This is a genomic window from Pedobacter sp. MR22-3 (assembly GCF_026240075.1).
GTDB lineage: Bacteria > Bacteroidota > Bacteroidia > Sphingobacteriales > Sphingobacteriaceae > Pedobacter.
Genome location: NZ_JAPIVF010000006.1, coordinates 504,370 through 531,326 on the forward strand (window position 1 = coordinate 504,370; position 26,957 = coordinate 531,326).

22 protein-coding genes are annotated in these 26,957 nt (G+C 43.9%); 10 read left to right on the forward strand and 12 right to left on the reverse strand.

Annotated elements, in window-relative coordinates; all coding sequences use genetic code 11:
* The first annotated feature begins 4 nt into the window (after window positions 1-4).
* Window positions 5-1,630, forward strand: a complete 1,626-nt coding sequence (locus OQ267_RS17430; protein WP_265837166.1) for a RagB/SusD family nutrient uptake outer membrane protein — start codon at window positions 5-7, stop codon at window positions 1,628-1,630.
* A 108-nt stretch (window positions 1,631-1,738) separates the two neighbouring features.
* Here the strand turns inward: OQ267_RS17430 and OQ267_RS17435 are convergent, their stop codons facing one another.
* The gene (locus OQ267_RS17435) at window positions 1,739-2,305 is read right to left on the reverse strand and encodes a hypothetical protein (RefSeq protein ID WP_265837168.1); all 567 of its coding nucleotides are present in this window, start codon (window positions 2,303-2,305) and stop codon (window positions 1,739-1,741) included.
* A gap of 164 nt (window positions 2,306-2,469) precedes the next feature.
* Between OQ267_RS17435 and OQ267_RS17440 the strand changes: the two genes are divergently transcribed.
* The 5 genes from OQ267_RS17440 to OQ267_RS17460 all read left to right on the forward strand — a co-directional run bounded on the left by OQ267_RS17440 (window position 2,470) and on the right by OQ267_RS17460 (window position 11,243).
* A complete protein-coding gene (locus OQ267_RS17440) occupies window positions 2,470-3,006 on the forward strand; it encodes an RNA polymerase sigma factor (protein WP_265837170.1) in 537 nt (178 codons plus the stop codon).
* Window positions 3,007-3,048: 42 nt separating this feature from the next.
* Window positions 3,049-4,173 carry a FecR family protein gene (locus OQ267_RS17445; protein ID WP_265837172.1) on the forward strand — a complete coding sequence of 375 codons (1,125 nt, stop codon included), beginning with the start codon at window positions 3,049-3,051 and terminating at the stop codon, window positions 4,171-4,173.
* Between the two features lie 76 nt (window positions 4,174-4,249).
* Window positions 4,250-7,558: a TonB-dependent receptor gene (locus OQ267_RS17450; protein WP_265837174.1), complete on the forward strand. Its 3,309-nt coding sequence runs from the start codon at window positions 4,250-4,252 to the stop codon at window positions 7,556-7,558.
* An 11-nt stretch (window positions 7,559-7,569) separates the two neighbouring features.
* Entirely contained in the window at window positions 7,570-9,249 is a 1,680-nt protein-coding gene (locus OQ267_RS17455; protein ID WP_265837176.1) for a RagB/SusD family nutrient uptake outer membrane protein, read from the forward strand.
* Window positions 9,250-9,251: 2 nt separating this feature from the next.
* Window positions 9,252-11,243 carry an FAD-dependent oxidoreductase gene (locus tag OQ267_RS17460; protein WP_265837178.1) on the forward strand — a complete coding sequence of 664 codons (1,992 nt, stop codon included), beginning with the start codon at window positions 9,252-9,254 and terminating at the stop codon, window positions 11,241-11,243.
* Window positions 11,244-11,331: 88 nt separating this feature from the next.
* On the opposite strand, the gene OQ267_RS17465 is transcribed toward OQ267_RS17460, so the two are convergent.
* The 3 genes from OQ267_RS17465 to OQ267_RS17475 all read right to left on the reverse strand — a co-directional run bounded on the left by OQ267_RS17465 (window position 11,332) and on the right by OQ267_RS17475 (window position 13,233).
* Complete coding sequence (locus OQ267_RS17465) at window positions 11,332-11,961, reverse strand: hypothetical protein (protein WP_265837179.1); 630 nt, start codon at window positions 11,959-11,961, stop codon at window positions 11,332-11,334.
* Window positions 11,958-12,515: a hypothetical protein gene (locus OQ267_RS17470; protein ID WP_265837186.1), complete on the reverse strand. Its 558-nt coding sequence runs from the start codon at window positions 12,513-12,515 to the stop codon at window positions 11,958-11,960. The genes OQ267_RS17465 and OQ267_RS17470 overlap by 4 nt, the downstream gene beginning before the upstream one ends.
* A 172-nt stretch (window positions 12,516-12,687) precedes the next feature.
* On the reverse strand, window positions 12,688-13,233 hold the full coding sequence (locus tag OQ267_RS17475) for an NAD(P)H-dependent oxidoreductase (protein ID WP_265837188.1): 546 nt from the start codon (window positions 13,231-13,233) through the stop codon (window positions 12,688-12,690).
* 84 nt (window positions 13,234-13,317) lie between these two features.
* Here OQ267_RS17475 and OQ267_RS17480 point away from each other — a divergent pair, with 84 nt between their 5' ends.
* The 3 genes from OQ267_RS17480 (at window position 13,318) to OQ267_RS17490 (ending at window position 15,692) form a co-directional block, all read left to right on the forward strand.
* Window positions 13,318-13,695 carry a winged helix-turn-helix transcriptional regulator gene (locus OQ267_RS17480; protein WP_265837190.1) on the forward strand — a complete coding sequence of 126 codons (378 nt, stop codon included), beginning with the start codon at window positions 13,318-13,320 and terminating at the stop codon, window positions 13,693-13,695.
* A 544-nt stretch (window positions 13,696-14,239) separates the two neighbouring features.
* Window positions 14,240-14,974, forward strand: a complete 735-nt coding sequence (locus OQ267_RS17485) for a hypothetical protein (protein ID WP_265837192.1) — start codon at window positions 14,240-14,242, stop codon at window positions 14,972-14,974.
* Between the two features lie 283 nt (window positions 14,975-15,257).
* Entirely contained in the window at window positions 15,258-15,692 is a 435-nt protein-coding gene (locus tag OQ267_RS17490; protein ID WP_265837193.1) for a GNAT family N-acetyltransferase, read from the forward strand.
* 207 nt (window positions 15,693-15,899) lie between these two features.
* Here the strand turns inward: OQ267_RS17490 and OQ267_RS17495 are convergent, their stop codons facing one another.
* The 8 genes from OQ267_RS17495 to OQ267_RS17530 all read right to left on the reverse strand — a co-directional run bounded on the left by OQ267_RS17495 (window position 15,900) and on the right by OQ267_RS17530 (window position 24,686).
* Window positions 15,900-19,382: a hypothetical protein gene (locus OQ267_RS17495; protein WP_265837195.1), complete on the reverse strand. Its 3,483-nt coding sequence runs from the start codon at window positions 19,380-19,382 to the stop codon at window positions 15,900-15,902.
* Between the two features lie 152 nt (window positions 19,383-19,534).
* The gene (locus OQ267_RS17500) at window positions 19,535-21,238 is read right to left on the reverse strand and encodes a hypothetical protein (protein ID WP_265837197.1); all 1,704 of its coding nucleotides are present in this window, start codon (window positions 21,236-21,238) and stop codon (window positions 19,535-19,537) included.
* Between the two features lie 396 nt (window positions 21,239-21,634).
* Window positions 21,635-22,090: a DsrE family protein gene (locus OQ267_RS17505; protein ID WP_265837198.1), complete on the reverse strand. Its 456-nt coding sequence runs from the start codon at window positions 22,088-22,090 to the stop codon at window positions 21,635-21,637.
* Window positions 22,087-23,169, reverse strand: a complete 1,083-nt coding sequence (locus OQ267_RS17510) for a c-type cytochrome (RefSeq protein WP_265837200.1) — start codon at window positions 23,167-23,169, stop codon at window positions 22,087-22,089. Before OQ267_RS17510 ends, OQ267_RS17505 begins: the two co-directional genes overlap by 4 nt.
* Window positions 23,170-23,265: 96 nt before the next feature.
* Window positions 23,266-23,679, reverse strand: coding sequence for a DUF6691 family protein (locus OQ267_RS17515; protein ID WP_265817786.1), 414 nt, complete (start codon window positions 23,677-23,679; stop codon window positions 23,266-23,268).
* A gap of 10 nt (window positions 23,680-23,689) precedes the next feature.
* Window positions 23,690-24,250: a YeeE/YedE family protein gene (locus tag OQ267_RS17520; protein WP_265837202.1), complete on the reverse strand. Its 561-nt coding sequence runs from the start codon at window positions 24,248-24,250 to the stop codon at window positions 23,690-23,692.
* An 89-nt stretch (window positions 24,251-24,339) separates the two neighbouring features.
* Entirely contained in the window at window positions 24,340-24,522 is a 183-nt protein-coding gene (locus tag OQ267_RS17525; RefSeq protein ID WP_265837280.1) for a rhodanese-like domain-containing protein, read from the reverse strand.
* Entirely contained in the window at window positions 24,468-24,686 is a 219-nt protein-coding gene (locus OQ267_RS17530; protein WP_265837203.1) for a hypothetical protein, read from the reverse strand. The genes OQ267_RS17525 and OQ267_RS17530 overlap by 55 nt, the downstream gene beginning before the upstream one ends.
* Before the next feature lie 468 nt (window positions 24,687-25,154).
* On the opposite strand from OQ267_RS17530, the gene OQ267_RS17535 reads away from it, so the two are divergent.
* Window positions 25,155-26,540, forward strand: a complete 1,386-nt coding sequence (locus OQ267_RS17535) for a DUF6055 domain-containing protein (protein WP_265837204.1) — start codon at window positions 25,155-25,157, stop codon at window positions 26,538-26,540.
* Window positions 26,541-26,957: the final 417 nt, after the last annotated feature.

Consider the following 26,957-nt stretch of genomic DNA (forward strand, 5'->3'; position numbering starts at 1 on the left):
CATCATGAAAAAAAATATCATCATACTCACTTCCTTATCCATATTGTTTTTTGCCTTTTCCTCCTGTAAAAAAGCTTTCCTGGATGAGAAACCATTTTCGGCCTATACACCATTGACGCTTACGGATTCATTGGGCTTTGAGGCATCCTTAATTGGATTATATAACCATACCAGCACCATCTTTTCATGGAGCGATCAGCAAGGTTGGCCGAGTGTGTGGCAAGTCGGAACCGATGTGGCCAATGCCACCAATAACCAGCAGGGCGTAGAAATTCCTTATTACAATTATGAAACGTTAACGCCCACAGATAATGGTGCGGCCCGTACCTGGAACAGAAACTACATTATGGTGAATTTAACCAATATCATTGTAGACGGGATTGAAAACCCTGCCACCAGCACCATCAGTGCGAGAGGCAAAAACCAGATCAGTGCCGAAGCTAAATTTTTCAGGGCTTATGCCTATAATAACCTGGCAACACTATTTGGAGGGGTACCTTTAATTACACATGCTTTATCCGGTCCGAAAATCGATTTTGTCCGCGCACCCATCGCCGATGTAAATAATTTCATCGTGTCAGATTTAGTGTTTGCCGCGGCCAATCTTCCTGATATTGAATCTGTAAAAACCAATACCAAAGGTAAAATGTATGGCAGGGCCAATAAATTTATGGCCATGCAGCTTTTAGCAGAGGTTTATTTAAGAATTGGAAAACCAGATTTAGCCGAGCAGCAGGCCCAGGCGATCATCAGCAGTGGCAGGTTTAGCCTGATCAGGAATCGCTACGGTGTTAAAACCAGCCAGCCCGGAGATTATTATGCTGATATGTTTCAGTATGGTAATCAAAGAAGATCGCAGGGCAATACCGAAGCCATCTGGGTGTTAGAGCAGGAAAATCCGGCTTCCGTAGTGGGTGGTATTACCGACAGCCCGCAGCAAAGGCGGGTTTGGGGTGCAGCTTATTACAACATTGCCGGCATGACTGTGGCAGATTCCCTGGGTGGCCGTTCCATTGGTCGTTTACGTTTGAGCAACTGGGTTTTGTACCGCCTGTATAAAGGCAATGATATCCGCAATTCACAGTATAACATCCGCCGTAAATACTATTACAATGATCCTAATCCGATTTATGCCGCAAGGTATGGTAAACAGGTGCCTTTTACCGGTCCGGATACTTTAATTAACATTTGCCCGAGCACCACCAAATGGGGCGCATTCGATCCGAATGATACCTTTGGTTATGCCATGGTGAAGGATTTTATTTTAATGCGCCTTGGCGAAACTTATCTGCTGCTGGCTGAAGCACAGGTGGCGCAGGGTAAAACCACAGAAGCCGCTGCCAGCATTAATGTGCTGAGAACAAGGGCAAATGCTGTACAGGTAACGGCAGCGGAGATGACCAAAGATTTTATCCTGGACGAGCGTGCCAGGGAGCTGATCGGAGAAGAAAACAGGAGAATGACGTTGATGAGAACTGGCACACTGGTAGAGCGGGCGCTCCGTCTGAATGCAAATGATGCGGTCAAACCCATTACAGGTTTAACTTCAAAGGCTTTGCTATTGCCTATTCCTTTAAATGAAATTCAGCTGAACAAGGATGCGGTGTTAACACAGAATCCTGGTTATTAACATACATTGGTTAGTTTATGGGGCGTCTCCGGATGGCCCTTAACTAACCTTCTTTAAAAATAGCAGGTCGCGAGGAGCAACAGTCCTTTTCCCTGGCTGTTCTTCTTTTTATTGCTTTTCAAATTCCACCCAGTCTTTCCGGATATAAAGCGAAGTCTCTACTTTTTCTGCCTGGATCAGGTTGGCTTTGATAAAATTACCGGCATTACCAATATATTTGATGGTGGTGTGTGGCATATCCGATGTGGCATAATAAGCACCATACGGGCATTGGTATGGGTTTTTCTCCACATCCGTGGTAAACACAGAAAAAAATATAAGTTTCCTGGAATTGGTATCGGGTTGTTCATACCCGAAGATCCGGTAATCAGCCCTGATGTTTCCATATACCCGCAACAGGCTGTCGCGAAGGCTAACAGTTGCCTTCTGAAAAGCCGCTTCAGTCATCCTGGTGGTTTCCATATTTCTGATGGTATCCGGTTGAGGCCTTGCTTTCGGCGCTTCAATTGCTTTTTCCGCTGGCCTGATGCGATCGGGAATGCTGCTTTCTGCGGGCGTTTTGGTTACTGTTTTTTGGGTTGAGGTATCGCGGCAGGCGAGGGCGCACATCAGCGGGATGATCAGTAAATAACTTTTAAAAACCGGTAAGGTATCTGGTATGCGGATTTTAATCATATCGGGTTTTTGCTTACAGTACATGTGCAGCTAAAATATAAAAATATGGCGTATAACCGGCAGCCATTGCTTTTGCTCACCTGAAAGGCGATGGATAAACTTAATGCTGTAGTTGTAATTTTCATGATCAAAGTATATATTTAGCCCTGCTTTAATCTGTATTAATGGAGATTCCTGACCAAATTTTATTAAAAGACCTCCAAAATGGCAATCAATCGGCTTATGAACTGGTGTTCAAAAAATATTATAAGGCGCTGGCTTTAAAAGCATACCTCATGCTCGAGAATGAAATGGAGGCGGAAGATCTGGTGCAGAACCTTTTCATCTCCATGTGGGAAAAATCACAGTTTCTTTCTGTCAATACGGCGCTGAAGGCTTATCTGTTTAAGGCGGTGCATAACCAATGCCTCATGTGTATCAGAAAAAGAAAAACGGATCAGCAGCGGCTGCATGATTACAGCCATACCCTCGATCTGGCTACAGCTGAAGAAGTTTCAGCAGATGACAGGCACGAACAACTGATTCAGCATGCTTTGGAAAATCTGCCTGCACAACGCCAGAAAGCTTTTCAACTGGTGTATCTGGAAGATAAGAAATATAAAGAAGCCGCCAATAAAATGGGCTTATCGGTCAACTCTGTGAAAACACACCTGAAACTCGCCGTTAAAATGTTGCAGGAAAAATTGATTTCATTCAGATAAACATTCACCTAATTTACACATTAATGTATCTATCAATTAAAGATGGAATATAAAGAGGAATATATCAAAGGGCTTCTGTTTGAAAAAATGGCGGGAACGATCAGTGATGGCGATAACAGGATTGCAGAACAGGCAATAGCTGATATTCCCGACATGAAAGTATACTGGCTGAAGCTGAAAGCGCAAATGGAAAAGCCTGGTGCAGCAGCATTTTTATCCTCACTGGATGAAGAAACCGCCTGGCAAAAGCTCAGTCCTAAACTCGGGGCTCATTCGGCCAAACCCCTTTTTTACCGGAATTTGAAATACCTGGCCGTTGCCGCCATGCTGTTGATCGGCATGCCTGTAGTGTGGTATGTCTATCAGGAAAAGGGGAGTACTTCCTTAGTGCCAGGTTTCCAAACCAATCAGGTATACCTCAAAACCAGTGATGGCCGAGCTATTGAACTCAACACTGACCGTCACATTAACCAGGATGGTTTAAGCGGACAAACCAAAGAAAATGAACTGACTTATCAGGCCGATCAGGCAAATGATACGGATCAGGCCACCTTATATGTGCCAGCTACCAAAGACTATAAGATCAAATTACCCGATGGTACACAAGTATGGCTGAATTCGGCTTCTACTTTGAAATTTCCCTATAACTTTAATCAGCAGATCAGGGAAGTTTATTTAACCGGTGAGGCTTATTTTGAAGTGGCACATGAACAAAAACGGAAATTTGTGGTGCACACGGCTTTTGCCGATGTTCAGGTTCATGGTACTTCCTTTAACGTCAATGCTTATGATCAGCGAAGCTTTTCTACTGCACTGGTGGCAGGATCAGTATCGGCGGTAAAAGACAGGAAGGTCATTGATTTAAAACCCGGTGAACAGGTGAATGCCACCCCGGATGGCTTAACCAAACAACCTTTTGATGCCCAGGAACTGTTATCCTGGCGCAAGGGCCTTTATAATTTCCACAACCGCTCCTTAGGCGACATTGCTCAGGTGCTTGGGCGTTGGTTTGATGTGAAGGTGGTTTTCCTGCAGCCTGATCTGGCCGGACAAACCTTTACGGGCGAGATCAATAAAAGCTTGCCGCTGGAGGTGGTCATCTCCAACCTGGAGCTCAGTTCGGGCATTCAGGCCACCCTTAAAAATGGTGTGCTGACTTTTAAATAATTTTTTTGTCCCGCCCTTCACCCGTTTCAGTTAAAGTTGCATCTTATGCAAAACCACTTATAAACTTTTAACTGTTATGAAAAAAAATCTTACCCGAAGGGGTCGGCTTTGCTTGCCAATTGTTTTGATGCTGCTTTTTACCCTGGTGATGGGCGCTCAATCCCAGGCTATAGGCAAAATCAGCATTGAAGGCAAAAACATCACCTTTGCCTCAGTATTTAAAAGCATAAAAGCACAAACCGGGCTGACGGTTTTCTACAGCAATAAAATTCTTGACGATGCAGAGAAAATCACCATCAGCTTTAAGCAGGCCGAATTAAATGAGGTTCTGCATGTCAGCCTGAAGGGAAAGGGGCTCGACTGGACAATTAAAGAACAGTATATTATTCTGCAAAAGGCCACTCCAAAGCCAGGTCCTGAACCGCGCAAACCGGCAGCCTTGAGCAGCCCCAAAGTAGAAGATAAAACCGGTGTAATCACAGATGAAAACGGATCACCTATTCCAGGTGCAGGCATTAAGATCAAGGGAAGTAGCAGCGGCGGAACGGTTAGTGATCAGAATGGCCGCTATAAGATCAATGCCAATGCCGGCGATATCCTGATTTTTTCCTATGTGGGCTATACTCCACAGGAAATACCGGTAGGAACGGATAACCAGATCAACGTGAAACTACTTCCCCTGAATGAAAATTTAAATGAGGTAGTGGTGGTGGGTTATGGTGTTCAAAAGAAAGTGAATTTAACGGGGGCCGTTTCGCAGGTTTCAGGTAAAGACCTGGCTGCGCGACCTGCCGGACAAACTTCAGCTGCCCTGCAGGGCATGGCACCCGGTGTAACGGTAACGCAAAGTTCCGGTCGTCCGGGTGGAGATGCCGGTACCATCAGGATTAGGGGAATCGGAACAGTCAGCGATCCTAACCCACTGGTGATGATTGACGGGATTGAGGGCAGTATGAATAATATTGATCCGAACCTGATTGAATCTATCTCCATTTTAAAAGATGCTGCGTCGGCCTCTATTTATGGTTCAAGGGCAGCAAATGGTGTGATCCTCGTTACCACAAAAAGAGCCGCTGCTGATCAGGTCAGCATTTCCTATAATAATTACATCGGCTGGCAGGAGCCGACCAATATGCCCGATCTGGTGGATGCGCTTGACCACATGCTTTTAACCAATGAGGCCTACGCCAATACTGGTCGTACCGCTCTATATTCTGACGCACTTATTCAGAAATACCGGGAGCAGAATGGCGCCAGTTCTGATCTTTACCCGAATACCGACTGGCAGAAGGAAACCTTAACCGGTTCAGGTTTGCAGCAAAGTCATTTTTTAACCATACAGGGCGGCACCCAAAAGGTAAAGCTGCTGGGTTCATTCGGGTTACTTGACCAGAAAGGGATTATCGAAAATTCGGGTTTCAAAAGATATACCATCAGAAGTAATGCGGATATTGCTTTTTCAGATAAGTTGAAGGCCAGGATAGATCTTCAGTACGTCAATGCCATCACCACTGATCCTTCAGCAACTTCTGATGCCATTTTTCAATGGATGAACAGTATTCCGGCCAATCAGATCGGGGTGAACCAAAGTGGCCAGTGGGGGGTGGGATGGAATGGATTCAATCCCATTTCAGCCGGTAAAGAAGGGGGAGCTAACCGTACCAATGCACCTTTTGGCAGCATTAACGCAGCACTGAATTATAAGCCTGTTGAATGGTTAGAAATGGAAGCCGTTTATTCGCCAAAGTATGCCTTATCTTCATCTAAAAATTTCCGGAAAGCCATTCAGTCTTACCTGCCCAATGGGGCCACCAGCTATTTAACGCCTGCACTCAGTTCATTAACGCAATACAACAGTCAGTCTTTTTTTAACAATATGCGTGCAACGGTAACGGCTTCCAAAACTTTTGGCGATCATAACCTAAAATTACTGGCCGGAGCATCAAGGGAAGATTATTTTAACCAATGGACCAATGCTTACCGAGATACCTATATCCTGCCTGATTACCCGGTATTGAATGCCGGCTCTGCTCAAAACCAGCAGGCTACCGGCAGTGAAGAAGAATGGGCCCTGCAATCACTGTTCAGCAGGTTTAACTATGTATACAAGGATAAATACCTCCTGGAAATCAATGCCCGTTATGATGGTTCCTCCCGTTTCTCGGCCGGTCATAAATATGGGTTTTTCCCTTCCGCTTCTGCAGGCTGGCGCATATCGGAAGAAAATTTCATGGCCGGTTTAAAAAATGTGATTAGTGAGGCTAAACTCCGTGTATCATGGGGTAAACTGGGTAACCAGAACATCGGGACCTATCCCTCTATTACCACCATTTTACTGGAATCTTATACACTTGGAAAGCAGATTGTGAATACGGCGGCCTTAAATACCCTGGCCAACAAGCTCATTTCATGGGAAAGTACCGAAGAAAAAAATATTGGTTTGGACCTGACCCTTTTTAAGAACCTGAACATCACGGCCGACTATTACCGGAGAAGAACGAGCGACATCCTGTTACCGCTGGATATCCCCTTAATTGTGGGCTTTGAAAAGCCTTACCAGAATGCAGGGGTGGTGGATAATATCGGCTGGGAGCTGGGGCTTGCTTACCGGGGAAAGCTGAATGAATTTAATTACAATGTAAGTTTCAATATTTCCGACGTGAAAAATACGGTAATTGATATGCGTGGAATTAATCAGACTGGTTTAACTGTTAACCGGGAAGGTTATCCCATTGCTTCCCTGTTTGGTTACCAGGCAGATGGATTGTTCGCTTCAGATGCCGAGGTGGCTGCTCATGCCAAGCAATTCGGATCAGTTAAGGCAGGTGATATCCGATATGTTGATCAGAACGGCGACAATATCATCAACGAATCAGATAAGATCGTGATGGGCAGCACCATTCCACGCTATACCTTTGCCACCAATCTGGGCGGTTCATACAAGGGCTTTGATTTTTCAGTGGTGATCCAGGGCGTGGGCAAGGCCAATGGTTACCTGGCGGGTCCTGGTATCTTGCCTTTTAATGTGGGCGGAGCCATCGGTGGCACCATTCGCGAGGACAATAAAGACCGCTGGACACCCGGCAATCGAAATGCCGCATACCCCAGGCTGGCCTTTGGTGAAACCAATAACGAACAGGTGTCTACCTATTTCCTGAAAGATGCATCCTATGTGAGGATAAAAAATGTTCAGGTAGGTTATACATTTCCGGTAAGCATCGCGCAGAAGGTGGCCTTGAAAAGAATCAGGGTCTTTGCCAATGGATCAAACCTGGGCTCTTTCGATCGCTTTTGGCAGGGATATGACGTGGAGGCCCCTGTGGGTGCCGGAAATATCTATCCGCAGGTAAAGGTTTACAGTTTTGGTTTAGAAGCATCTTTTTAATTTTAACACACATGAAAAATAAAATATATTGTTCGATCATTATTTTTTTACTGCTCGGATTATCATCCTGCCAGAAAAATTATCTGGATAAAACACCGCTGAGTGGGCCCTCTGATGAAACCTATTTCAGCAATCAGGACGAACTCGTACTGGCGGTGAATGGTTTATACCGTTATGCCAATTACGCTCCGCTGGATAACATGCCGTTGAACCTGCTCATGGATAATGGCACGGATATCGGCTGGGACCGCAACAACAGCCCATTGCAAAGCCTGGGCAAAGGAAACCAGGACAGCAATAACGGTCTGGCGATCAGCGTATGGACAGAAGCCTACAAGGTCATTGCAAAATGTAATTTCATCCTCGATAATATTGACAAGGTCAAGGATAAATCCACGGCGGCCATCTACAACCGCTCAAAGGCTGAAGCGCGTTTTATAAGGGCTTATACCTACCAGTACCTGACCGATTATTTCGGCAGTGTGCCCCTGATCACCAATGTGCTCACACTCGAAACTGCCCAGGTAGCCAAAACAGAAAAGGGAGCTATTGTTGAATTTATATTAAAAGAGTTTACAGAAGCCGCTGCAGATTTGCCACTTAATTATTCAGGTGTTGATGTAGGGCGGGCGACAAGGGGGACAGCCCTGGCTTTTAAAGCCAGAACGGCATTAAACAATGCCAGGTGGGCAGAAGCTGCAGAAGCGGCAAAGGCCGTCATGGATTTGAAAATATATAGCCTGCACAATAACTACGGCACACTGTTTTCTTATGCCGGGCAAAGCTCTCCTGAAATCATCTGGGCTTTCCAGTACCTCAAGGCATCCAGAACGAAAACACATTCCACCCCAAATGCGCTACTTTCCAGAAACGGACTGGGTTTTACCAATAAAGTGCCCTCGCAATCGCTGGTTGATGTGTATCCCTGCACCGATGGTCTTAACATCGACCAGTCGCCCCTGTTTGATCCGAAAGCACCATATAAGAACAGAGATCCGAGGCTTACCTTTACCATTGCGGTGCCGGGTTCTGTTTTTTACAACTACCAGTTTGAAACCCATCGCGATAGCGTAAAATGCTGGAATTACAATACTACTCCGGCCACGCGCGTGGATAACCAGGATGCACTGAATGCCTTTGCCACCTTTACCGGCTATTGCTGGAAAAAATATGTCGACCTGGATGATAAGGCCGACCGCAGTAATTCAGAGATCAATGTGATCCAGATCCGGTATGCCGAAGTACTGTTAATTTATGCCGAAGCCAAAAATGAGCTCGGCCAGCTTGACCAGTCGGCCTATGATGCCATTAACCTGGTAAGGGCCAGACCCACTGTGAACATGCCCCTTATCCCGGCCGGACAAAGCACCGCATCATTCAGAAGCCTGGTGCGTAAGGAACGTTTGTATGAACTGGCGATGGAAGGGCTCAGGCTGTCTGACTTGAGAAGATGGCGCATTGCCGATAAAGCCATGACCGGCAATTTTTATGGCCGGGTACAAAGAGGCCTGCTGGCCGGTCCGCCACAGATCGATGAAAACGGCCTCGCCAGTTATAATAACGTGGCCAACCGGGCAGATATGCGGGTGATTGAAACCCGGGTGTTTGATACCGGCAGAGATTACCTTTGGCCGATTCCAAACATTGAAACGGTCACCAACCCCAAACTGATTCAAAACCCTAAATATTAAAGATGAGCAATAAAATCAAATTGACCGTTTTAGGTCTGCTGATCACTTTGAACAGCCTGAAGGCACAGCAAACCTTATATAAAAGTTATGATGTTTGTATTTACGGTGCTACCTCAGCAGGGGTAGTGGCCGCCTATACCGCCGCTAAATACGGAAAATCGGTATTGCTTATTGAACCCGGAAAACACGTGGGTGGAATGAGTTCCGGCGGACTGGGCTTAACTGATATCGGGAATAAATACGCCATTAGTGGAATCGCACTTGATTTCTACAGGCGGGTAGGGCAGCATTATGGTCAATTTGAGCAATGGATTTTTGAACCCCATGTGGCTGAAGATATCTTCCATACTTACCTTAAAAAGGCAAAGGTGCCCGTATTGTACCAGCACCGGGTAACCGCAGTGAAAAAACAGGGTAATGTGATTACTGAAATCCTGCTCGAATCAACTGGTCCCCGTTCGGTTGGCCGCGTGAAAGCGAAAATGTTTATTGATTGTTCTTATGAAGGCGATGTAATGGCCAGGGCAGGTGTTTCCTACGTGGTGGGAAGGGAAGCCAATACCGCCTACGGTGAAACTTTTAACGGCGTTCAGCTCACCAATGGTCACCAGCTTCCGGATGGGATTGATCCTTACAAAGTTAAAGGCGATGCGAAAAGCGGTTTGCTCTGGGGCATCACCAAGGGTCAGTTGGCCGAAAAGGGAAGTGGCGATAATAAGGTACAAGCATACAATTTCAGGATTTGCCTCAGTAACGACCCCAAAAACCGGATCCCGATCACCAAACCGGCCCATTATCAGCCCGAGCGTTACGAACTGCTGATCCGCCAGATGGAAAAAAGAACCTGGAAATCATTACAGGATGTGTTCATCTGGAGCAGGATGCCCAACCAAAAAACGGATATCAATAACCGCAACGGATTTTCGACGGATATGATCGGCATGAACTGGGATTATCCGGATGCAGATTACCGGAAGCGGCAGGAAATATGGTCGGCCCACACCGATTATACCAAGGGTTTACTTTACTTTGTGGGCCATGATCCGCGCATTCCGGAACACATCCGGGCGGAGATGAACGAGTGGGGATATCCCAAGGATGAGTATATGGATAATGAAAACTGGACACATCAGCTTTACGTGCGCGAAGCCAGGCGAATGAAAGGTGCGCTGGTGATGACCCAGCACCATTGTGAAGGCCGGGAAATGGTACAGGACGGCATCGGCATGGCGGCGTACACCATGGATTCTCATAACTGCGAGCGGCTGGTGGTAAATGGCATGGTTAAAAATGAAGGCAATGTAGAAGAAGGTGGTTTTGGCCCTTATCCCATTGCTTACCGGGCCATAACGCCTAAAGAAACGGAGGCAGCTAACCTGTTGGTGCCGGTTTGTCTTTCTGCCACCCATATTGCCTATGGTTCCATTCGCATGGAGCCGGTATTTATGGTATTGGGACAATCTGCTGCCCTTGCCGCGGTAAAGGCAATTGACGGAAAATCAGCGGTTCAGCGGATTGATGTGGCCGCTCTTCAGCGCCAGCTGAAGGAAAATCCGCTGGCTGATGGCAGTGCACCGGATGTATTGATCGATAACAGTGATTCATCCAGGGTAAAAGTATCCGGGAAGTGGTCAGTACAAAAAAGGGGTGGTTACGGTCCGGATTATTTCCTGTCTGACGGCCATACCGACAGCAGTAGCTTCATCCGCTATTATCCCGATCCAAATATTAAAGGCCGTTACGAAATCTACACCTATTATGCCAAGCTTCCGGAACGAAAGGCGGTCACCGCTGTAAAAGTATTTGATGGAAAAAGGCTTCAGGAAGTGGCCATAAAGGATGATGATGTGAAGGTAGTGGGGCAGACCTCCGGCGAATGGGTAAAGCTGGGCGACTACATTTTTTCCGGAAATAGAAAACCCTACGTGGAAATTACCGGCAACGGGGAAAAAGTGGCGGCAGATGCGGTGTTGCTTGTTGCGGCTTCCAAATAAAGCCTGATTACATATGAATAACAGGAGCCGTACGATGGCGGCTCCTGTTATTGACTATCTGAAGCATAGTTTCCGGATCAGGTTGCCACTAACGATGAACATTTGGGGTCGTGGATGGGGTGGCGGGTGGAATCAGCATCATATCATAATGTTCCATATAAGATCGCATCGCTTCAGAAAGCTTCAGCTTTCCCTGCTTTGCATCATTTCTTAACCGGTTTAAATCGATCAGGCTCCAGCTAGCTGTAGGGGTATATTTGAGCAGTTCTGCATCTGCTTCTTCCAGTAAATCCACCAGTTTACCTTGGGCATCAATGCGGTACCGCGCAAATGAAATCACAGAAAAAACTTTCTTTTTATTCTTTTTGGCTAATTCATTAATCAGCTGTCCCACTTCCTCAAATCCGCTGGAACTGGTTCCCCGCGCCAGGTGCACAGCCCCCATTTTAACAAATACTTTTGGATTTTTATTCGTCTCCAGTGCCCGGTTATAGTGCAGCATGAAATTGTCTCTCATATTTTTAACCCTGGCATACCAGTTCTTCCGGCTTTGCGCATCGTATATGTGCCACGAGCGCAGTTGCTGACTAATGATGTACCTGGCTTGGGGTGTGGTGGCTACCCGCTTAAAAAAAGCTTGTACAGTTGCGGCATGCAGCAGATTCCCGGGAAGATTGTATGTCTGATCCTTTCTATCCTTTGCATATTCTGCAATCATGAGCCGTCGGGCAGTTTGATACGAGCGATCCAGTTCGCTGCTTTTTTTGATAAGCTGTAGAGCTCATCCAGGATAAAGAGTGCTGCATTATAATTTTCAAAATCCAGGCCCCAGAGCCTGAATCCGTTTCTAAAGGCCTGGTTGCTGAATTGTTCTTCTTCCTTCCCTTCAAAAAAGCCAAAAGGTGATCCTTTGACATCAGAATCATATCTGGTATTAAAATCGGTGATGGTTTGTTTGGTTTGATACATCGCCCTTATTTTTTCTGCGGAAAACGGCCCGATTTCGAGCGCAAGGTTTTGATATCCGGTGCTTTTAAGAAAGGGGATGATGGCCGTTGTAAAATCCTGTAATGCTTTCATGTTGTGTTCTTCTCCAATGAGGAAGAACTGGGCTTGTTGAATATACTTTTTAAGCGTATCTGATCCGTTGCCGGTGAACAGGCCCTCCTTAACCTGGAAATGATAAGTAGCTGCTTGAATGGGATCGTCCTGCCCGAAAGCCGTATTAAAAAAACATAAAAATATAAAAATCAACAATGGATATCTCCCCATAATACAACCTGAAATGAATACAGTTTAAGATAGGACAACTTATTGTATTTATCGTTGCACCCTAATAAAAAATGTCTCCGCATTCTTTTTAGGAAAAAGTCTGTTTGGCCAGGTTAATTGCACAACACCTACCAAAATCTTCTTTATTCCTTAAAATAATAACTTTTGTCTATTAACCCAATTCAGTCAATTTAGCCACCAACTTACGGGCATGTGCTTCAGCTTTTTCTCTTACCTCATCCGCTGTGTAACCAGCGGCTAAAGATGTTCCATGGAAATAAATGGGATTGATATAGTTCATCTGTGCATAGTAAGCAGTCTGTTCCAGGTTTTTGCAAAATTCATAAACCCTAAAATGATGGTCGCCCAGTGTATGGTATTCATTTTCAGGTGCGCCAACGGTAAAGCTGGGCAGGAAGTTTTTGTTTTTGAGTTTGTCGCCCTTGGAGCCGTAGGCAAACTGATAGTCGAAAACCACATCAAACCATTGTTTTAAAATAGCCGGCATGTTATACCAATAAATGGGATATTGGAAAACGATAGTCTGGTGTCGCAATAATGCCTCTTGTTCTGCTATTGCATCTATATTGTAATCTGGATACAAATCATGTATATTCCTGATTTCCAATTCCAGGTTACTGTTCTTCAATACCGCTATAATTGCGCTATTGGCAAAAGATTTTTCGAAATTAGGGTGTGCTAAAATGATTAATGCCATACTATCATAATTATAGTTGCAAAACTATCTGTAGTAGATTAGATTTGCAATAACTATCCAAAACGATAGGTTAAAAATAATCTAATGAAAACAGAATGTATTGCTGATGCGATTAAATTAGAGGGAAAAATTTATCCCTGTACGGTAAGCCTGGCGATGGATTTAATAGGGGGTAAATGGAAAGCCGTGATTCTGTATCACCTGAAAGATGGCGAAAAACGTTATCATGAACTTCGGAAAGCGGTACCCCACATTACTGAAATGACTTTAAGTTTGCAGTTAAAACAGCTGGAGAAAGATGGCCTGGTCGCCAGACAAGTATATGGCGAAAAGCCGCCCGTTAAAGTGATTTACAGCCTGACCGGTTTTGGAAAAACATTCCTGCCGGTATTAGACACCATTACGACATGGGGAAATCAGATTGCATCCGAAAAAGGGGAATTTGTGACATCTGCCAGATAGCTTTCAGCCATCTGCATCACCTTAAGTTTTAACTGTTTTCATCTCCATGGCCTAAGCAGGGGGAGATTGAAGATTTTCGTTCCAATGAACTTAGGCTGGTTTGACTATACCGGCTACCGGTTCAAGAAGCATTCACGCGGGATTCCTTTTCAAATGACTTTATTTCTGCTATACTTAAAATCTGTTGTTCACCATATGATGGCAGGGTGAAGGTAAAAGACAGATCTTTTAATACCCCAGAGGCACCGGGCAATATCGGGAATTGTCCTGATTTGTCTGGTTGAATGGCACTTGTTCGACAGTTGTTCGAGGTTTGTTCGGCTCATGGTGCTTTAAAGGCCATTTTCCCGAAGGAAAGTCGAAGCAATATCGAAGAAAACATATGGTCTAACGCTTGAGGATGCATATAGCCTGGTTTGGAGCGGTGTTCAAGATTCGCCATCATGGACCAATAAAAACATGGATGATCTCATTCCTTTGGGTAGATCCGGTATCTCCATAACAAAAGAAGACCTATCTTACCGTTATCTTAAATATAAAGATTATGATGCTTATCATGCCGGAACAACCATTTGTAAATAGAAATTATTTAAAGCTGGTATTATTACTGATTGTAATATGCTTTAATACGTTGAATGTAGTTGATGTTTATGCCCAAAAACATCAGTCTGCGCCGTTATTTGATTTTTTTGAAAAAAATGCTGATAGCACAATCGTTTTATCACACCTTCAAAATATTTATGAATATCCCGATTACTTCATTGTAAGTAAGAAAGGTGATACCATTAATATGTATACCTACAGATATCGGAATTTAATTGAAACACCCCATGTTGATGTACCAAAAGCATTTGCAAAAGCCATTGCACGTGTAAATTACACGGCAATTGATCAGGCACCCTCAATCAATACGCTTTTTAAAGTTATGGTTGTTGATGAGCAAAGTTTAACTACGTTCTGGAAAGACCTGATGAACGAACAAATATGGCATATTAAAGATGATGCGATAGAAGGCGAGGGTTGTCCTATAGTGAAAGGTAAAAATCCTGTTCAGCTATTTGATGGAGGTGGCCCGTTGTTTAAGCTGATTACCAAAGATGGGATTAAAGACCTGAAATTTTATTCTCCTATCTTTTATGAAGTACATTGTCCAGGACGTTCAGGAAGGATTTCAGCAATTAAAATTCAGGAATTATTTAAAACTTATTTTACGAGAGCCGGTGAGCAGGATTTTGGAAAGGTCAAAAAACTTCATTATTTATTCAGAAATAGCTATTGAGTATTCCATATAGTAGTAGGAGAAAATTATGATGTAGATAAAAAGTGCCAGGATAAGTCATTTCCAGAGCTGATCGAGGATTTAGCCATAAATTGTCTTCTTTCCATATGTTAGCCTAATGATTTAACTAACAGTGTATGGCCTATGGGGGTTTGTGGTAATACTTTATTATTGCTGTACAAATAGCTGTATATTTGGATGTTGAAGTAGGAAATCTTTTAGTATTTTCAAAAAAAAGTTAGAAGTTGGTTGATGGTAGCTAATGTATAAAATATCTATAGGTATGATAAATTTTAGAAATGCCACAAATGCTGATTTTAATCTGGCCTTTCAAATCAAAAAAACATCAATCAAACCATGCATTGAGAAAATATGGGGTTGGGATGATGGCGTTCAGCTAGATTTTCACACTAAAGACTTCAATCCTGAAAAAACTAAAATCATAATGGATGAAAGCAATGAGGCTATCGGGCTTATGGTGACGACAGAAGACGATACGCATATTTACCTTCAAAGCCTGCTTTTATGCCAAAACGCTCAAGGCAAGGGCTTGGGTACAGAAATATTGCTTGAATTAATTGGGCAGGCAAGATCAAGGTCGAAACAAATCAAATTACAGGTTTTTAAAGTAAACACGCGAGCGAAGGCTTTGTACGAACGATTGGGCTTCAGTACAACCGGGCAAACTGCCTTTCATCATCAAATGATTTGTAGCTAAAGTTGGGTTTTTACAACGCTGTATGGAAGTAGATTGCCCATCAGGATCAGTCATCATAAATAAAACGAAAGGTAATTTTCTGACTCCCAGGTTACTGCCTCTCAACAGGCTGATATTGAACCTTACGAAAAAGTAATCACACAAAACCCGCTATCAGAGCGGGCTTTGTGTGTGATGGACCGTACATTTCTTTAGGTACGCGCCATGCTAAACGCCTATTATGGCCTCCGCAGTTTGTAAACCTCCGGTACAGATACTGGCCACTGCCATGATGCCGATGGCAATGGCTTTCGAATCAGGGTCTTCATCATTTACGGCTACGGTATAAGAAATGCGGCTGATGTAACCAGTCATGTTGGACGTTTCTCCGATAATGGCATTGGAACGTACATCTCCGCTGGTATCTTGCGACAATTCGTAGAAGTGCCAGCAGGTGCAGAATAGCGCAGGTATGATCAGCACACTATTTATAATAGCACCTGTTGATCGACCATCATTGACAGACAGGTATTTCATGGTGCTGGCAGATGCTGCGAATTTTCGCTGTGCCGGACCGCTGAATATGATTTTCGAAAGAATGGTTACACCGGTTGTAAAGTTACTGATCCAGCTGACTGCCGAATTTTGGATGGCATCCTGAGGGACCAGGAAATTGGCGATTCCATTAGTGCCTGCACTCAGTACGCCCAGTATAGCAGAAGGCGTAGAGAATGGATTATCACCGGTTTCTGAAGCGGCTTCAAAACTGGTGATAAAGCACGACATAAAAGTAAAGAAACCTGAACCACCATGTAACATAACGAAAACCGCATTTTTTGTGTCCTGCGACATGCTTACAGGGCTGGTTGATGTATTCACAGCCGCAAAATCAACAGTGGCCAGGGATGTTGTCTCCATTGCATTTACCGGGTTTGATGCTGCGGGCGGTGTAGTCGCCGTTCCGCTAAAGGCACTCATCAAGCTGCTGAAGTCAGTTGTGTTTATCAGATAGGTAGTTTCTGTATTGTCAAGAAATGGTACTGCTCCTTCCGCTATCTTATATGCTATGGTAACAGGTACCGCAGTGATCCAGCAAAACAAATCAATAAATGAAACACTGTGTACGCCAAAGGCACTCAATATATCGCTGACAACAGGAATGTATATCGGTGTATCCAGGATATTCAATATTGTTTGCGACACTTGTTGTATGACGTCCAGCAAGGCATCGAGAATATTCTCTACACTTTCAAGCACCGTATCTGCTAACAGGGCAATGATCTGTTTTAGTATATCCACTAACGACATGCTTTTATAATTGCTTGCCAGTTTTTCCAGCTGATCGATAGTGGCATCCAGAAGGGTGCCTTCGTTTTGGATGGCTTGTATCAGGATATCAATGTACGACTGCCCGGGAATAGGCGGAGCGGGAGGATTGGTCAGTGTCAGGTTATTGGCATTATACTGAAAATGATGCGACAATAACGTGCCGGGAGAACTCTGCCCCAATGAGGCACTGGAACTGGCGCTGACAGATGACGTACCGGCAGTTCCCAGTCCCGACCAGTCGGTGATGTCCGCCCATCCGTTAATGGCAGCCACCAGATTTTGAATACCTGTATTGATTCCCTGTTGGTACACACTGATCTGATCTACCTCATATTGAAGGAAAGAGGTAACCAGGTTTTTAAACACTTCCTTTGTGCGGGTGATATCAGCCCATTCAAACAAGAATTCCAGGAATTTGATCAGGTCTTCAATGGCTGTTTTAATGGCATTGAATATCCATTTTAGCGCGCCCACCACTTTCTCTACCGCATCGAGCACGGCATGGTACACCGTATCGGCAATCTTTACCACAAAATTCCATGCATCTGTAGCGTCGTCTTTTAGTACCTGGACAATACTTTCAACCCCGGATTCGAGCCAGCTGAACAAATCGCCGATATCTGTTTCAATAGCACCTGCAAGACTGACGGGGGAAGGCATCGCTATCATCACCATTGCTGAAGGATTTCCCTGCCCTGGCGATGATAAACTGGTATAGGCCTGTGATAAATTGCCTAATGATGTAGCCGCTGCCTGCAGGTCGCTTTGCGAATTACCGGAGGGTACAAGCGGATAGGTGCTCCCATCGGGATTGGTCACCACGGCACTTTGCAAGCTGGAAACGGTATTCAGTTGTGTGGCTTGATTAAATGGCTTTTCCATGGGATTAATATTCGTAGGCGTACCATTTTGTGCCGCCACCTGTATTTGTGTGCCTGTTATATCATCTACTGTTTCGATCAGTATAATAAAGCCCTGGGCATCTGTTTCCACCGGAATCGGATTGGTATCCAGCACATAGTACAGGTTATTGATGTAGAATGTTGCCCTGGTTTTGGCACTTAACATCAGGGTGGCCTGGGGTACAGCCGTATTGGTATCGTCAACCAACTGGATACGTGTGGTATAAGAACTGAAACTTTGTGCCGGCGATTGCGGTCCCGGAGCGGGTAATGTGATCTGCTGTGTGGTCCATAAACCACTTACTGGCGATTTGATCATTTTGTATAAAAAATTACCGCCTACGCCAAAGAAAGTATTACCGCCATCTGCCACATTCAGATACGGCGAAATCAGGTCCACCTGACTGAGTACAGGAAGTGGCGTGCTCCAGGCGGAACCGGTGCCTGCCTGAGCCAATGGACAAGTGGTATAAAACACCTGATTGGCCTGGTTTAGTCCCCACACGACTATAGTGGTGCTATTGCTTGCCGCGAATACATGTGTCACGCCCGTCAGCAGGCTATTATTAAATAACAATGCACCCATGGCCTGGTCTTGCTGATTGGTGCTGGCAAAGTAATAGAGTCCGCTGCCGGCAGCACAGTATAAATCAGTTGACTGGTCTGCATTGCGGCAGGATGCGATAGCATCTGGCTGCAGGTTCTGTGGCAATGCCAGTCGGGCAGGATTTGCTGGTAATGCAGGATTCCAGATATTGTACAGAGGTTGATAGATAAACTGTGGGCTGCCGTTTATATTTCCTGCCGTATAAACACCATCAATGGTTTGCCCGGCCTGGCGGCCAAGGCAGCTTTGGTAGCCGGTTGTTTGGAGGTCAATGGTAATGCTGTGTACATTCCATGCAGTACCTCCGGCATTAGCCGTATGGATATAATATCTCGAAACCAATTGATTGGCGCTGGCCAGATCCTGGACAATATCCACCAATATATACTGGCCCTGTGTTGTTTCGCTGATGAAAATATTTACAATCTGAACAGGTGAGGGAGGAGGTGACGGGGCTGCAGCATCATAAGGATAATAGACCCACTGCGGATTGGCCAGCCAACTGGTATCCGAATTGGAATTGCCTAAACAAAGGTATAAGTGATCGTTCGTGCCATCGCTGATGGCCATAGCCATTCCAATGGTTCCATCGGTAATGTTTTGTGCCACATCGAACGTTTTACAGAACATGCCTGATTTGCCGGCAAAGTCTTTGGCTATCTGCGCTGAACTTAAGTCGAGTTTCTGCCAGCCGCTTGCTGAAGCCCCTTGTGCTTCTTCCGTTACATAAAATACGTTGTCCGTACCCGTCGAAAATAACAGCGATAAGCCGGTACTGGTTTGTAATGCTTCGAATTTTGACTGTGGAGACATGATCTCTGCCTGCACATAATTCTGCATGAATTCCGAAGTAATATGAATTGTATTTGCCATTGTTGGTGGATTTTGAGATGAATGACTAATCCGATACAGGGAACAGGCCTTTGTCTTTGATGCTTCAACAAGTTCAGTAATGGTGTAAAAAAATAAGGCCGGTGTTTCAGGTATCGGATAATCAGATTAAGATAGAAGGAATATGTTGTTGTTTACACCTGTACATAAGTGATGTGCGAAACCAGGTCCTGGTTTTCAGAGAACGATACATCATCAAATGTGAATGTATTGCCACCCGGAAATACAAAACTCTGGACTGTATTCAGCGGAATATCCGTGAAATTGGTGGCTGCGAAATTTTGAACCCAGGTGGCGATATCATTCATGAGGCTATTCACATCGCTGCCCCAGAAATTGCTCCATCCGTTGGTGCTTGGGTCAACCGAATTATCCGTTTTTACAGAATTTAAGGTAGCCGTAAGTGATCCGCTGGCATCTACACCTAAAGTATAGGTGTCTGTATAGGTAATATCCACTACATTGCCACTCAGGGTAACACCGAATGTTCCGGTAATTTCCACGTATATGACCAGATGTTGTGTAATCACAATGGTTTTTCCGGTGAATACCACAGTGGCATTCATAGAGGGGGTAAGCGTCATCGATCCCATATCTCCGTTTAATCCGGCCTGATCAGAAGCATTTCCACTATAGGTAAACGTGGCAACTGTTGATCCGGTGGATGGCATGTTTACCGTAGGTGTCTGATTGCCTGAAAGGCCCCACTGGTAATTTACGGTGGTATCGAACGTTCCTGAAAGCCAGACTCTTACTGATGGAGAAAAACAACACTTTGATACGATCGGATATAACTGGGTCTCGAAGAAATTTGCAAATGTATTCCTGTTAATAGCCACTACGCCATTATAACTGGATTCTTCTGAAGGGTCAATCCAGTTCCATGAAAATTCGTTCGCTACCGGCAATTGTACGCCGTTGGCTGCACAGAGATAACATAAGGAGCTCAGCCCTTGCTGATCTGTTGTCGGCGAAGATACCGGTTGTCCGTTGGTACCCATATATGGGTTTACTTCAAAATTCAGATCGGTGAGGGTAATGGAAGACGGAGGCGTGGTGGATTGCTGTATAGAATAACCTAACACAGGTTGGCCATTGGTTTTCAATTGTGTCATGTAAGGGCCCAGGAATGCACTTTGCAATCCATTATATAAGGGAGTGCCCGGTACCACACCTGTAATAGTCGGAGTTGACTGCAATGCTGCATTGTCCAGATCAAACAACAACTGCTGTACACTGAAAGCATTGCCACCCAGGTTTTTTATTTGTGCCTGTACGGCAGGTGGCAGGTTTGCGTAATCACTGTTCGGTGTTAACTGCATATCCACTAAAGATGAAAATATCCATGCTTGTCCGGCGGGTTGCGATTGATTTAACCAATTCGCAATGCCACGTGGCCCGTATGTGGCTTCGGTTACCTGAAATTCACTGCATGTCAGATTGAATTGAACAGTTGCCGTGCTGCTGCCTAACACAACAATGTTGGGCAGTGCAGGCCCTCCGGGTGTAAGCGGCGCATAACCTGCCGGTAATCCGATTTGTGCTTTGAAAGCATACATAAAGTAGGCCTTTGACAGGTTTTGAATGCGCGGATCAGTGACAGGTGTTCCATCCGGCACAGAAAAAGGATCTGTTCCATTAGCCTGGGTAATTAATGTCTGATAATCAATGGACTGCGGATTACCGTTCTGGTCCATGATATAACACATCATGATTTCGGGGGCTTTAATACCACTCAGGTATTGCTGCATCGATGCATTGATACTTTCCTGTGTGGTGGCTACCACAAAGCTGTAGCCATATGCCGCAGCCGAAAGATTTGAAGATGAAAATCCCATTGTTTGTTTTTTAAGAGGTTAATAATGATCTTAAGTTACAAAATTTCAGAAAAAAAAACATGAAAATTGCGCATTTTAATAGGTGTATTAAAATGATATTTTTTTAGACATGCTGCAGCTATCAATTTTGATCTGGCCTTTAAGATCAGGACAACATCAATCAAACCATGCATAGAAGAATTAGGAAATTGGAAAGATTCAGTTCAGCCTGAATTTCACATTAAAGACTTTAAACCTAGAAAATTAGCATTTTAATGGATAAAAATTACGTTAAATAAACAAGAAAAAGAACAATCAATATGTATCATGAAGCAACAGGACGCAGAAAAAAAGGTAACCATGAAGAGGTGTTAAATCATGACTATGCTGATCTATGTATACGCTTAACAGGCGATTTTAGGGATGAACAATTGCCCAGCCTTCTGCCGAAAGGATGATTATTTCTCCATTACCACTGGGTACATAGTTTATAAAATCAAACAAACCCGATTTATCAATTTTGCGCTCACGAATGGTATTCTCACATTGTGCTAAGCGCACACCTTTGTTCCTGAGCAAATTAAGCTGATCAAGAAATTTTCCATCTTTGAGGTAAACCACCACGCCATCTCCAAAAGCAATCAATTCTAATGCTAATTTTCCCTTTAATCTTGGATCTTCCAGGGCATTATTCATATTCCTAAGTGTCGCAGAGATGTGTTTTTCATCGGCACTATTGAGTACATAAAGGGCGCTATACGTTTTCTTTCTTGCGATGGCGCCCACATAGTTGCTGGCTTTTTCTTGTGCAGACAGGCCCGAAGAAATGGCTGTAATTAAAATAAAGGAAATGAAGATTAATAATTTTTTCATGTTATCTTTTTGTTTTTAAAAGGGTGTTGTTTTGCTATTTCACTAAAAGGTCCATATTTGTGTTGTTTCTCACTAAAAGCATCTGCGTATGGCCCAAAAGGATAATCGATAGGTTTTGTTGAGATATCTTTATAATCATTTTTCGGGTTAAGATGAGGCCTAGGCTGCGCATTTACATATGCCGCCACATTCCAGGCCTCTTCGTCGCTTAAATTCGGATCTAGATAAGTTGAACCATAAGGCATATTGTTTTTAACAAAACCAGCAAAATTTCCAAGCCTGAACATCCCCGCACCATCATTATAACTGTCAGGCCCCCAAAGGGGTGGGTAAATATAACCTTTTCCGCCTGGAGCTGCCATTCCTTTACCTTCGCTACCATGGCAGCTCATGCATTTGGAAGTATAAACAATTTTTCCTTTGATCGGATCTGCAGGAATATCTAAATAGGGAACTTTTTTTACCGAATGATCAGCAAGTGGCGTTTCTGAACTTACTTTTTCTCCAACCCATTTTAAATAGGCCAACATGGCCTGCATTTCTTTTGAATTTCTTTTTGGTGCCATCCCGTTCATGCTTCTCTCAAAGCATTCATCAATTCGTTCAAAAGCTTCTTCTTTTCTGCCGCTTCTTACGCTCCATTTTGGATAGTTTACATAAAAAACGGAAAAATTATTTGCGAAAGGTTTGGTTCCTGCATCCAAATGGCAATTTTGACAATTCATACCATTTGCGAGTTTTCCTACTGTACCTTGCGGCCCTAAATAAGATGCCGTATTCACCATTAAATTTCTCCCATATCTGATCAGGTCTGCACCGGGTTTATCCTGTATTTTAATGGTGTCAGGCGCCATCCAATAGCCAGGCCCTGCAACTCGGCCAGTTTCAGGCTTTAATTGGTTTTTTGAAGATAATTGATTGTTTGTATTCGTGTAAAGCGTTTTCGGAAAATGAAAGCCTGTTAACAAAAGAACCAGGCAACACATCATGCCAACGGATATCAATCCGATCCATGACAGATATTTTCCAAGACTTGAAAAGGCCTTAAGCTTTTCTTCAGCGTTTATTTCAGGTTTCATCTGGTAAATCCTATTTCTCACCAATTGATATAACGTGACTTGGCTCGTTCTGGTCTATTATTATAGTAAGCTTTGTCATCGGGTGATGTTTAATCATTAATGTGGCAACTTGTTTTTCATCACACCGTATAAATATGTTCCGAGGAGGGCACCCAGGATAACCACTGCCATCCCGGCATATCCGCTACCAAGGTTAACAAACATTGGCCCCGGACATGCGCCAGTTAGTGCCCAGCCTAAACCAAAAATGGTTCCTCCCATCAGGTATTTGCGGTATGCTTGATCTTTATCATGAAAGCGGATTGGATTTCCGGAGATATCCCTGATCTTGAATTTTTTAATGAGCAATACAGCGATTACACCAAGTACGATTGCAGTACCGATAATTCCATACATATGGAAGGACTGGAAACGAAACATTTCCTGTATTCTGTACCAGGAAACAGCTTCAGATTTGGTCATGATGATGCCGAAAAGTGTTCCGGCCAGAATATATTTGATAAATTTCATTGTTGTGGGTTTAGAAGATGAATGGCATGATCAGGAAAGTCATGATCAGGCCTCCTATAAAAAAACCAATTACCGCAACAAGTGAAGGTAGCTGCAGGTTGGAGAGCCCGGATATGGCGTGGCCTGATGTACATCCGCCTGCATAGCGGGAGCCAAAGCCTACAAGCAGTCCTCCAATGAGTAAGATGCCGAGTGTTTTTAAATCTTTCATGGCTTCGAGAGAGAAGAGATCAGCTGGATTCAGACCACCATCAAATTTTACCCCCAATTGTTTTAAATCGGCAATGGTTGCTGCAGAGAGCTTGATTGGCGCTGGTTTGCTCAGGTAATGCGTAGCGATAAACCCGCCTAAAATAGAACCGGCTAAGAACATCAGGTTCCAAACCTGGTCTTTCCAATTAAAATCGAAGAACTTTACTTTTTTTCCTGCTCCTGCCATACTGCAAATGGTGCGTAGGTTAGCAGAGAAGCCAAATGACTTGCCAAAAAAAAGCAATATCAGCATGATCAACACGATCATTATACCCGAAAAATACCAGGGCCAGGGTTGTTTAATAAAATCAATCATCATATTTTAAATTAAATATTATAAGGGTATTTCGAGTTTGCCCATTAAAGGGACAAGGTCAGCACTGGTATAAACCTGAGCAGACCATTGATTTATTTCAGGGTACCTGGGCATACAAATGCAGTGGTAGGGATAGGACTATTTTCTTTAATGGCTTTAAACCCACCGGCCACATCGATCAGGTTATGGTATCCTCTTGCCCTCATGATGGAGTTGAAAATTACAGATCGGTAACCGCCGGCACAATGAACAAAGTAAGTCTGGTTCTTATCCAGATCCTCAAAGTTTTCATTGAACGCATGTTCTGCCCGGTCTGCATCAACATATCTCCTCCCTGAAAATCTTTAAGCAAGGCATTTTCAATAAGGATATCCCTTAGTGCAGGTTCAAATTGTGGGAAGAGACGGTTAATGTATACGGCTACTGTGGTATCTTTCATTTTGGTGTTTTGGATTTTAAAGATAGGTATACTAAAGTATCCCATCAAAATTTCTGTTCATCTTCACCAATACTATTCTTTGTGATCTCAGTGCTCTTCCACCGAACCTTTATTTTTACTAATTGCCGTAAAACAGTTGTGATCATTGACTAACAAATAGGTCAATTATGTATAACTTGTTGTTAATATACGATCAGCATAATCGCCTTTTGTGGTGTATATTTAAAAATTAAATATTTTTTATACAACACTGTAATCAACCATAGAATCAAGTGGGCCCACGCCTTACCACTTTTATTCTGCATATGGACGTGTATGGTAAAATCTGTTATTTTAAGCATTAACCCGTCATAAAAATATTTTTCGCGAAAAGCCTGTTTATCTTCTGAGGAAATCAATAACCTAAAGATGAGCATGCTGTGTGATGAAATTTAATCAATCTATGAACCTAATCAAACAAAAACCAAAATGAAAAAACAAATTTTATTATTCCTGATCATTGTGATATTATCAGGCTGTAAGGATGAATTTAAATCCATTCAGCCCTCTCCGCTAACTCAACCGCAAAAGCAGGCCACAACAGCAGCACTTGCAGCTGCAGCTCCGGATGTCTATATTCCGATGGAACTACGCTCAAATGATTTTAATAATTCGGCTAGCACATGGAGTTGGTCAAGATCCCGTTCTTCCGATCACTTTATTGTTTTCTGGGCCAAAGGCTATGGCAGTAACGATCCGAATTCAACGGCCGTGCCAGCCGCATACCGGGTAAACATTACCGACCTGCTGAGCAAAGCGGAAGGTTTTTTTCAATTAAATGTAACTGAATTAGGATTTGCTAATTTAGCTACATCCAAGCTGAATAAATATAAGATGATGATCTTTATCAATTATCAAACAGAATGGCTGGCTACTGGTTCAGGCTATGATAACGTTATTGGTGCCCTGTGGGTTAGTCCAGCTACCATGCAGCCGGTTGGCCATGTCATCGGTCATGAAATTGGACATAGTTTCCAATACCAGGTTTTTGCTGACCAGGGTGTTGGCGGGTTTCGCTATGGGTTTGGTGGCAATGGTGGTAACGGCTTCTGGGAACAAACGGCTAATTTCCAGGGGTTCCAGAGCTATCCTTCAACGGTTTTTACCGCATATGATTTCACTGTTTACAAGGATAATTATCACCGCCATGTTCACCATGAATGGTACCGTTATGCCAGTTACTTTATCCTCTACTATTGGGAATTTAAAAGAGGGCGCAATTTTGTCGGAAGATTATGGCGCGAATCTCGCCAACCGGAAGATCCTATCCAGGCATATATGCGGCTCAATGGTATTGATGTGGCTACTTTTAATGGAGAAATTTACGATCAGGCGGTAAGATTTGTGACCTGGGATATTCCTTCACTCCGGTCTTATGGTGCCAATTACCATGGCGCCCAAACATGGAATTATACCAGGCTGACGGACGGAAGCTATCAGGTAGCCTATAATCGTGCCCCGGGTACTACTGGTTACAATGTTATTCCTTTAACCGTTCCGGCCGCAGGTACGGTCGTATCAACCGTGTTTACCGGTATGGTTAATGCGCCCGGGTATAACCAGGTGGCAAATCCGGCAAGAGCCGGTTGGCGCCATGGATATGTTGCGATTTTAAATACAGGAGAACGCCGGTATAGCGGCATGTGGACCAACAATGCCACCAGCAGCTTTACTGTGCCGGCTGGAACAGTAAAATTATGGTATGTTGTAACCGGAGCGCCGACTACCTATGCACCACATCCATGGGATGAAAATGAAGCCAATGATGACCAATGGCCTTACAAGGTAAAATTCACCAATAGCTCCGTGTTGTAAGACACTGCTCAATCATCCATTTTATGTAAATGAAGATGAGGCCGTCTCCAGCTTGTGGAGACGGCTTTTTTTCATCACGTGGGTAACTTATTTAAGAAAGCTGAAGGAACCATTTGGTTAAGCGTTTTCTTAAAAGTAGAATGCCCTAATGTACCATAATTGAGCAGAAACGCCGATTTTAGTTCGATTTCCTGCTGAAGGTAAAACCTTTCTTGAAAGCATTAGATCGGGTTTTTTATTTTTCTTCTTATCCTGTGCGTATGGTCACCATAAATTGGACCTAACGATAACAACGAACAATAAGATGAATTTCCATACCTGCTGGCTTAATATATGATTTCCAAAACTCATTATCCCATAAATCAGTTTCAAACCCCATTTCTTCCGCTTCGGGTAAATAATCAAATCAGCCGCCCT